At 59.5% G+C, this 7,992-nt stretch carries 8 protein-coding genes and 1 pseudogene; 5 read left to right on the top strand and 4 right to left on the bottom strand.

The window, feature by feature from the left end; genetic code table 11:
* Positions 1–84: 84 nt before the first annotated feature.
* From A3730_RS01710 to A3730_RS01695, 4 genes are all read right to left on the bottom strand, one after another.
* Positions 85–366, bottom strand: a complete 282-nt coding sequence (locus tag A3730_RS01710) for a putative quinol monooxygenase (RefSeq protein WP_063520223.1) — start codon at positions 364–366, stop codon at positions 85–87.
* A 115-nt stretch (positions 367–481) separates the two neighbouring features.
* The gene (locus A3730_RS01705; RefSeq protein ID WP_063520224.1) at positions 482–1,396 is read right to left on the bottom strand and encodes a cation diffusion facilitator family transporter; all 915 of its coding nucleotides are present in this window, start codon (positions 1,394–1,396) and stop codon (positions 482–484) included.
* A gap of 94 nt (positions 1,397–1,490) precedes the next feature.
* The gene (locus A3730_RS01700; RefSeq protein WP_063520225.1) at positions 1,491–2,192 is read right to left on the bottom strand and encodes a fumarylacetoacetate hydrolase family protein; all 702 of its coding nucleotides are present in this window, start codon (positions 2,190–2,192) and stop codon (positions 1,491–1,493) included.
* Positions 2,185–3,579: an FAD-binding oxidoreductase gene (locus A3730_RS01695; protein WP_063537337.1), complete on the bottom strand. Its 1,395-nt coding sequence runs from the start codon at positions 3,577–3,579 to the stop codon at positions 2,185–2,187. The genes A3730_RS01700 and A3730_RS01695 overlap by 8 nt, the downstream gene beginning before the upstream one ends.
* Positions 3,580–3,721: 142 nt before the next feature.
* Between A3730_RS01695 and serA the strand changes: the two genes are divergently transcribed.
* The 5 genes and pseudogenes from serA to A3730_RS01670 all read left to right on the top strand — a co-directional run.
* Positions 3,722–4,951, top strand: a complete 1,230-nt coding sequence (gene serA / locus A3730_RS01690) for a phosphoglycerate dehydrogenase (RefSeq protein ID WP_063520534.1) — start codon at positions 3,722–3,724, stop codon at positions 4,949–4,951.
* 122 nt (positions 4,952–5,073) lie between these two features.
* Positions 5,074–6,441 carry a COG3014 family protein gene (locus tag A3730_RS01685; protein ID WP_063520533.1) on the top strand — a complete coding sequence of 456 codons (1,368 nt, stop codon included), beginning with the start codon at positions 5,074–5,076 and terminating at the stop codon, positions 6,439–6,441.
* On the top strand, positions 6,438–6,836 hold the full coding sequence (locus A3730_RS01680; protein ID WP_063520532.1) for a YcfL family protein: 399 nt from the start codon (positions 6,438–6,440) through the stop codon (positions 6,834–6,836). Before A3730_RS01685 ends, A3730_RS01680 begins: the two co-directional genes overlap by 4 nt.
* Before the next feature lie 43 nt (positions 6,837–6,879).
* Complete coding sequence (gene lpoB / locus A3730_RS01675) at positions 6,880–7,470, top strand: penicillin-binding protein activator LpoB (RefSeq protein ID WP_007149918.1); 591 nt, start codon at positions 6,880–6,882, stop codon at positions 7,468–7,470.
* Positions 7,471–7,668: 198 nt separating this feature from the next.
* A pseudogene (locus A3730_RS01670) lies at positions 7,669–7,992 on the top strand (penicillin-binding protein activator LpoB); the annotation flags it as partial.

Genomic DNA, 7,992 nt, shown 5'->3' with positions numbered 1-7,992 from the left:
GAATGGGGAACCCCGTAGAGCCTGTGGGTGTTGTCCTGGCTGGCCATGACGCCTCCTGATTACCTGATAGAATAAGTGATGCGCTCAGCTTGCCAGGGTAAACAGCTTCACGTCGGGGCGACCGGCAAGCAGCCCCTTGAGGCCGCCACCCAGGGCTTTCATGTTTTCCTGGTGGGCCACGATGGCGTCCTGGTCGGTGTACTGTTCGTAGATCAGCACGGTATCGGCATCGTCCACGGACTGGTGAACCAGGTAGCAATGGTTGCCTTCTTCCTTCACCACTTCGGCGGCGATCTTCTTCATCTCTGCGACCAGGGCGTCACCGTTACCCGGCGTGGCGGACATGACAGCGGTAATGGCAATCATGGTTGTCTCCCGTTATCTGGCTGTGATTATGGGTGGATAAGGCATCCTCACACAGGCTGGAAAACGCAGCCATGGTGTTTCACGTCGCTGTTGCGGCCAGAAAGGCCCGGGCGCGTTACGCGGGCTGCCCACTCCCTGCCTGCAGATTGTTCGGGTCCGCAGTGAACATCACATCCAGCTCGAGATCCGGGTATTGCGGTGCCAGAGCGTCCTGCAAGTGGCGACGCCAGAGGTCTGCCTGCAAGGCGTCGCTGTGTTGCTCGCCTTCTTCCAATAGAACTCTGGCCTGCAGATACAGCATGCGCCCGGTCTTGCTCATCCGCAGGGACCAGCGCGTCGCGGGGAGTGCCACCATGGCTTGGCGAAAATCGGCGTGCACCTGCTCCTGCTGTTGTTGCGTGGGTGCGGCGAGCAGCACTTCCATCAGGTTGCGATAGAGCGTTCGCAACGGCACCGGCAGCATGATCAGCACCATCACAATGACCATCAACGAATCCACATAGGGCAGCCAGTCACCCAGGTGTTCGCCAAGTAGCCACACGGCCAGGAAGGTCACCAGCACCACCGAACTGAGTATGCAATCCATCAGCCACACAAAGGCATCCACCCGTACCAGTTCGGAACCGGTTTCGCGCGCAATCGTGCGCAGGCGCAGATACACGGCCAGGCAACCCGCGGTGGCCAACACGGCGTAGACCGACGCCACCCCCGGTTGCAACAGGCGCCCGTCACCGCTCAGGGCTGCCAGCGCAGAGGCCAGAGCCATGGTCAGCACGCCCAGAATCACCAGGCTTTGCAGTACGTTGAAGGCGGGTTCGAAACTGGCGTAGCCCAGCTGAAAACGGTGGTCTGCATTACGCTGCAACAGCCGCGACACATAGACCATCAGCAAGGACATGATGAAGCTGACGAGCGAAAACACCCCGTCCAGAAAAATCGCGTCGGACTCTGCCAAGTGAGCAAACCCGAAACCCAGCGCCGCCATGAGTAGCGTGCCCAATACGGATAACCACAACCCTTTTGATTCCATAACCCTCTCCCGTTGCGTTAACGAAATAGACCCTGGAAAGAGGCAAAGGTTGCTTTGTGGTTGGTTGGGGGGGACGAGCGGGCGGTGGCTTCTGTCAGGCCACCGAACCAAACACCTGAATAATGTTACCAAGGCGCGCCGTGAACTTGTCGCCGCTGTTGAGTGGGCCGACGCCGGCGGGGGTGCCGGTGAAGACCACGTCGCCGGGTTCCAGGGTGAAGGTCTGGCTGATTTCGGCCAGCAGTTCGAAGGTGGGGAACAGCATCAGGCCGGTGTGGCCGTGTTGTTTTACTTCGTCGTTGATTTCCAGGGTGACGCCCAGATCCTGACGCACGGAGATGCCGCGGGCGTCGATAAAGCCGGATACCGGGGCGGCGCCGTCGAAGGCTTTGGCACGCTCCCAGGGGTGGCCTTTTTCTTTTAGCTGGTTCTGAACTTCACGCAGGGTCAGGTCCAGGCCAATGCCGTAGGCGGCGACGCTGAAGCGGATGTGATCCAGGCGGGTTTCCTTGCGGATACGTTTGCCGATGAGGACCACCATTTCCACTTCGTGGTGTACCGGCCCCTGCCCTTCGGGCAGCACCAGCGGTTCGTGCAGGCTGGCCAGGGCGGTGGCCGGTTTCATGAACAGGATGGGGGAATCCGGCACGTCATTGCCCAGCTCTTTGGCGTGGTCGGCGTAGTTGCGGCCCACGCAGACCACCTTGCCCACGGGCATGTTCATGGGGGCGCCGTCGATCCAGCGATGTTGGTAACCGTTCGGATCGATGTGGGCTTCGTTGATCTCATCAAACATCGAACAGCTTCCCGGGGTTCATCACGTTGTTGGGATCAAATACCGCTTTCACGGCTTTCATGCAGGCGATTTCTTCCGGGCTGCGCGAGTATTCCAGGTACGGCTTCTTGGTCATGCCGACGCCGTGTTCGGCCGAGATAGACCCGTTGTACTTCTCCACGATCTCGAACACCCACTTGGAGACGTTGTTGCACTTGGCAAAGAAGTCTTCCTTGGCCAGGTCCGCTGGCTTGAGGATGTTGAGGTGCATGTTGCCGTCGCCGATGTGGCCGAACCAGACGATCTCGAAATCCGGGTAGGCGTCCTGCACCACGGTGTCCACGTCTTCCACGAAGTCCGGCACCTTGGCGATGCTCACGGAGATGTCGTTCTTGTACGGGGTGTGCGGGGCGATGGATTCGGAGATGCGCTCACGCAGCTGCCACAGCTGGTCCAGCTGCTGCAGGGACTGGCTCATGACGCCGTCCAGCACCCAGCCCTCTTCCACGCATTTCTCGAAGATGGCCATGGCCTGCTCGCCGACCTGCTCGGAAAGCTGCTCGAATTCCAGCAGGCAGTAGAACGGGCACTCGGTCTCGAAGGGCTTGGGCACGCCGTGGGCCAGTACGTGGGCCATGGCCTTGTCGGAGAAGAATTCGAAGGCAGTCAGGTCGATGTCCTGCTGGAAGGCGTGCAGGATTTTCATCACTTCCCGGAAGCCCGGGGCGCCCAGTACCAGGGCCGTCAGGTCTTTTGGCTGGCGGGTGAGTTTGACGGTGGCTTCCACCACAAAGCCCAGGGTGCCTTCGGAGCCGATAAACAGGTGGCGGAAATCGTAACCGGTGGCGTTCTTGATCAGGCCCTTGTTCAGGTCGAGCAGTTCGCCCTTGCCGGTGACCACTTTCAGGCCGGTGATCCAGTCGCGGGTCATGCCGTAGCGGATCACCTTGATGCCGCCGGCGTTGGTGCCGATGTTGCCGCCGATCTGGCTGGAGCCGGCGGAAGCGAAATCCACCGGGTAGAACAGGCCCTTCTCTTCGGCGAATTCCTGCAGCTGCTGGGTGACCACGCCGGGTTGCACGGTGACAGCGCGGTCAAATTCGTTGAACTCCAGGATCGTGTTCATGCGATCGAAGGCCACTACCAGCTCGCCGTTGGATGCCACGGCCCCGGCGGAGAGGCCGGTGCGGCCCCCGGACGGCACCAGGTGCAGACCATGCTCGTTGGCGATTTCGACGATCTGTTGCACCTCTTCCGCAGTCTCGGGCAGTGCCACGGCGCAGGGGGCCGGTGCCCAGACTTTGGTCCAGTCGACCCCGTAGCGTTCTGCGCTTTCCTGGTCGGTGAGGCAGCGATTGCCAAGCAAATCAGTCAGTTGCTCCAGTGCAGCATGGGCAAGGGCAGTCATCAACAGGTCTCCTGAACGGGTCTAACCGGGGGCTTGAAACGGCTTCATGCTGACTTGAACAGAAGTACAGCATGGGTTGCTCTCAATTTGAGCGCGCTATGTTAACATACGCGCCCATTTCACAGGCTACCGAGACAGAATCATGGCCGATACTTCTCTTGAGAAGGATAAGATCCGCGTTCTCCTGCTCGAGGGCATCCACGAAAACGCCGTGGAGAACCTGAAAGCGAACGGTTACTCCAATGTGGAGCTGCTGCCCACTGCGCTTACCGGGGATGACCTGACTGCCAAAATCAAGGATGCCCATTTTGTCGGCATTCGTTCGCGCACCCAGCTCACCGACGAGGTGTTCGAGGCGGCGGAAAAACTGATTGGCGTCGGCTGTTTCTGTATCGGTACCAACCAGGTGGACCTGAAGTCCGCTCTCAAGCGTGGTATCCCGGTCTTCAACGCGCCCTACTCCAATACCCGCTCCGTGGCGGAGCTGGTGATTGCCCACACCATCAACATGATGCGCGGCATTCCCGAGAAGAACGCGTCGGCCCACCGTGGCGGGTGGTTGAAGTCTGCCAAGGACAGCTACGAAATCCGTGGCAAGACCCTGGGGATCGTGGGTTACGGCAACATCGGTGCGCAAGTAAGTGTGCTGGCCGAGTCCATGGGCATGAAGGTGAAGTTCTACGACGTGGTGCCCAAGCTGCCGCTGGGCAACGCGGAACAGGTGGGCACGCTCACCGACCTGCTGGCCCAGTCCGATGTGGTCAGCCTGCACGTGCCGGATACCGCCGACACCCGCTGGATGATTCAGGAAGAGCAGATCCGCGCGATCAAGCCCAAGGGCTACCTGATCAACTACGCCCGCGGCAAAGTCGTCGATATCGACGCGCTGGCGGCGGCCCTGAAAGACGGCCACCTGCTGGGCGCCGCCATCGACGTGTTCCCGGAAGAGCCCAAGGGTAACGACGACGAGTTCGTCAGCCCGTTGCGCGAATTCGATAACGTGATCCTCACCCCGCACATTGGTGGCTCCACCAAGGAAGCGCAGGTGAACATCGGCACGGAAGTGTCCGAGAAGCTGATCCGTTATTCCGATAACGGCGCCACCCTGGGTGCGGTGAACTTCCCGGAAGTGGCCCTGCCGCCGCACCCGGATATGCACCGCCTGCTGCACACCCACAAGAACGTGCCCGGCGTGCTGACCCAGATCAACACCGTTTTCTCCGAGAACGGCATCAACATCTGCGGCCAGTACCTGCAAACCAACGAAGAGATTGGTTACGTGGTCATCGATGTGGACAAGGGCTACAGCCAGCTGGCGCTGGAGAAGCTGCGCACCATCGATGGCACCATCCGCACCCGGGTGTTGTTCTAGTCGTAACAGCGGCACACAAATGTTGGCATATTGTGCCAGCAGGGTGTGAACTGCTCGACAAAAAGCCGGAGTCAGGCTAACTTGCCTGCTTCGGCTTTTTTCTTGGGGCATACACTAAGATCATGAATTTGTTCAGGAAGGGATGCCTGTCTGTCGCGTTATTGGCGATGCTGAGCGGCTGTGCCACGAACTCCATGTTCGTGTCCTACCCCAGCCAGGCAGAAAAATGGAAGGCCACATTGGGGAATGAGGCCGCCAGTGCAGGGACCACACAAAAGTTGGAGAAAGCCACCGCCGGGGGCGATGGCGTGCTCTATCTGCAGGAGCTGGGGCGGGTTACGCAACTCAATGGCGAAGGCGAAGCCAGCCGCAATGCCTTTGCCGATGTGGTATCCAAATACGATGCAGAGGATGCCAGCGCAAAGATCCAGGTCTCGTCCCTGGCTGCCTCCGGCACCTCGCTAATCACCAACGACAATGCCCGCCCTTATGTGGCGCCGGACTACGAGCGCATCTTCACCCGTGCCTATCAGGCGCTGAACTACTGGGCCGAGAACGATGTCACCGGCACCGCTGTGGAATTGCGTGCGGCGGCCCTGGAGCAGCGGGTCTCGGCCAACAAGCGGGAAAAGGAAATCGCCAAGGCTGAGGAAGAGGCCGAAGAGAACGACGTGGACGTGTCCCAGTTCGACGGCTATTTCCAGGGGATTGATGCGGTGGCCGGCGGCGTCAAGGCCAGCTTCCAGAATGCCTGGACCTTCTACCTGTCCGCCTTGTTCTGGGAGGCCCACGGCGAATATAACGATGCCCTGGTCGATTACAAGAAAGCGCTGGAGATCAACTCCGGCGTGGATATGATCAAGGAAGACGTGGAGCGGGTGTCCAACCCTCGTGCGCTGCGAGACAGCGATGAAGGCATGGTCGCGGTGTTGTATGAGCAAGGCTTTGTGCAGCCCCGGGAAGAATTCACCCTGCCGATCCCCACCGTGCACGGCGTGTTTTCCGTGGCCTTCCCCACCTATGCCATTGGCAGCAAGCCGCGCCCCAACAGCCTGCGGGTGCTGGACAGCGCCAGCCAGCCGCTGGGGGAAACCGTGGTGCTGGCGGATGTGGGCGGGTTGGCCGCCAAGGATCTGAAAGAGCGTATGCCCGGCATGCTGGTGCGCCAGACCCTGCGGGCCACGGCCAAGTACAATATGCAAAAACAGGCCAACGACAACTTCGGTCTGTTAGGCTCACTGAGTACACAGATCTATAATCTGGTCAGTGAGCAGGCCGATCGGCGCAGCTGGCTGACGTTGCCAGCCTATGCCCAGGCCACCCGTTTTCACCTGCCCCAGGGCGAGCATGCATTGGTGCTTAGTACCCCGGCAGGCAACAGAACGCTGACGGTTCCGGTAGTACGCCGGGGCCTCACCGTGATTCATGCAGTGGCTGTACCTGGCCAATTGATTACTCGCGTGTTACCCGTTCAGGAGGGACCCTTATGACATTCTTACGCCCGATGCTGGCGATACTGGTCGCGTTGATGCTGGCCGCATGTTCCGCCAGCAATAAAGGCCAGATGGAAGTCACCGAAGACGGCGAAGTCGTTACCAAGGTGTATTCCAACAACAGCCTGCTATCCAGCCGCATTTCCGTGGAAGACCTGCGCCAGAAACGTGTGGGCGATATGCTGATGGTTCAGGCGGTGCTGGAAAATGACTGGAAATTCCAGCTCGACTTCCAATACAAGTTCAAGTGGTTTGATGCCGACGGTTTTGAACTGGAACCGGAAGCCCAGCCCTGGCAGCAGGTGGTCATGGCCGGCCGCAGCCAGAACAGTGTGAAGGGGGTTTCCCCCAATCCGTCCGCCGTGCGCTTCGAAATCTGGGTGCAGGAATAACTGTCAGCCCGGCTGACGTAACAAGGAACAAGGAGAAACAAGAATGGTACGTGTATTTTCAATGATGATGCTTGGCGCTGCACTGGTGCTGTCTGGCTGTTCCACCGTGGATTATGGCGATGCCCAGGGCCGCGAAACCGTGAACACCGATTTCGGTTCCACCGACCTGCAGATGATTGCCAGCAAAATGGTGGATGACATGCTGGTGTTCCCGCCCATCGTGCAGATGACCCAGAGTCGTCGCCCGGTGGTGTTTGTGGACCGCATCAAGAACAAGACCACCGAGCACGTGGACACCGAATCGATCACCGATACCATCCAGTCCAAGCTGATCAACTCCGGCAAGTTCCGTTTCGCTGACATGACAGTCGTAGAGCGTGTTCGTGAGCAGCTGGATTACCAGAGCGAATCCGGCCTGGTAGACCAAAGCACCGCTGCGGCCATGGGTCGTCAAATTGGCGCCGAGTTCATGATGTACGGCAACTTCTCTTCCATCGTGAAACGCGATGGCAGCACCAAGGACGTGTACTACAAGTTCACCCTGAAGCTGCTCAACATCCAGACCGGCATCATCGAGTGGGCCAACGAAAAAGAAATTCGCAAGACCAAGTCCAAGAGCCTGTTCGGCCTGTAAACGGGCCGTATTCGCGACTGCAAACGGTAACGGCCACCGCGCAGGGATCTGCGGGGTGGCTGGAGGCAGGGACGCCCTGCCTCGGCCGTTTGAGGTGCGCCGGGGCGGTATCATCGAAGCCGCCCGTTTCCGGCTCACGCCGGCCTTATTCGTGATATAAGTGGTGGCACGATTGTCGCTACTGGCAAGGAGGTCATCATGATCAAACATCTTTTCTCTCCCTTTTTTCTTGTCCTGCTACTGTGCTCGTCCTTCAGCCATGCGATGACGGAAACCGTTTCCGTGTCCGCACGGGGTTATGGCGATAACCCGGAGCAGGCCATGACCAATGCCCTGGTCGCCGCCGTGCGCCAGGGTGGCGGTGTCACCCTGGCGGTGGACCCCAACTTCCGCACCAATGTGTATGAGTGGGTGATCAACCAGCAGGGTGATGTGTCCACCTGGATGGGCATGCAGACCTCGGTGCCGGAGCCGCAGCTGCCGACGCTGGGTAACATCAAGACCTATGAAGTCCAGTCGGTG

The sequence above is a fragment of the Alcanivorax sp. HI0044 genome (assembly GCF_001634945.1).
This window is presented reverse-complemented; position numbering and strand designations above follow the sequence as displayed.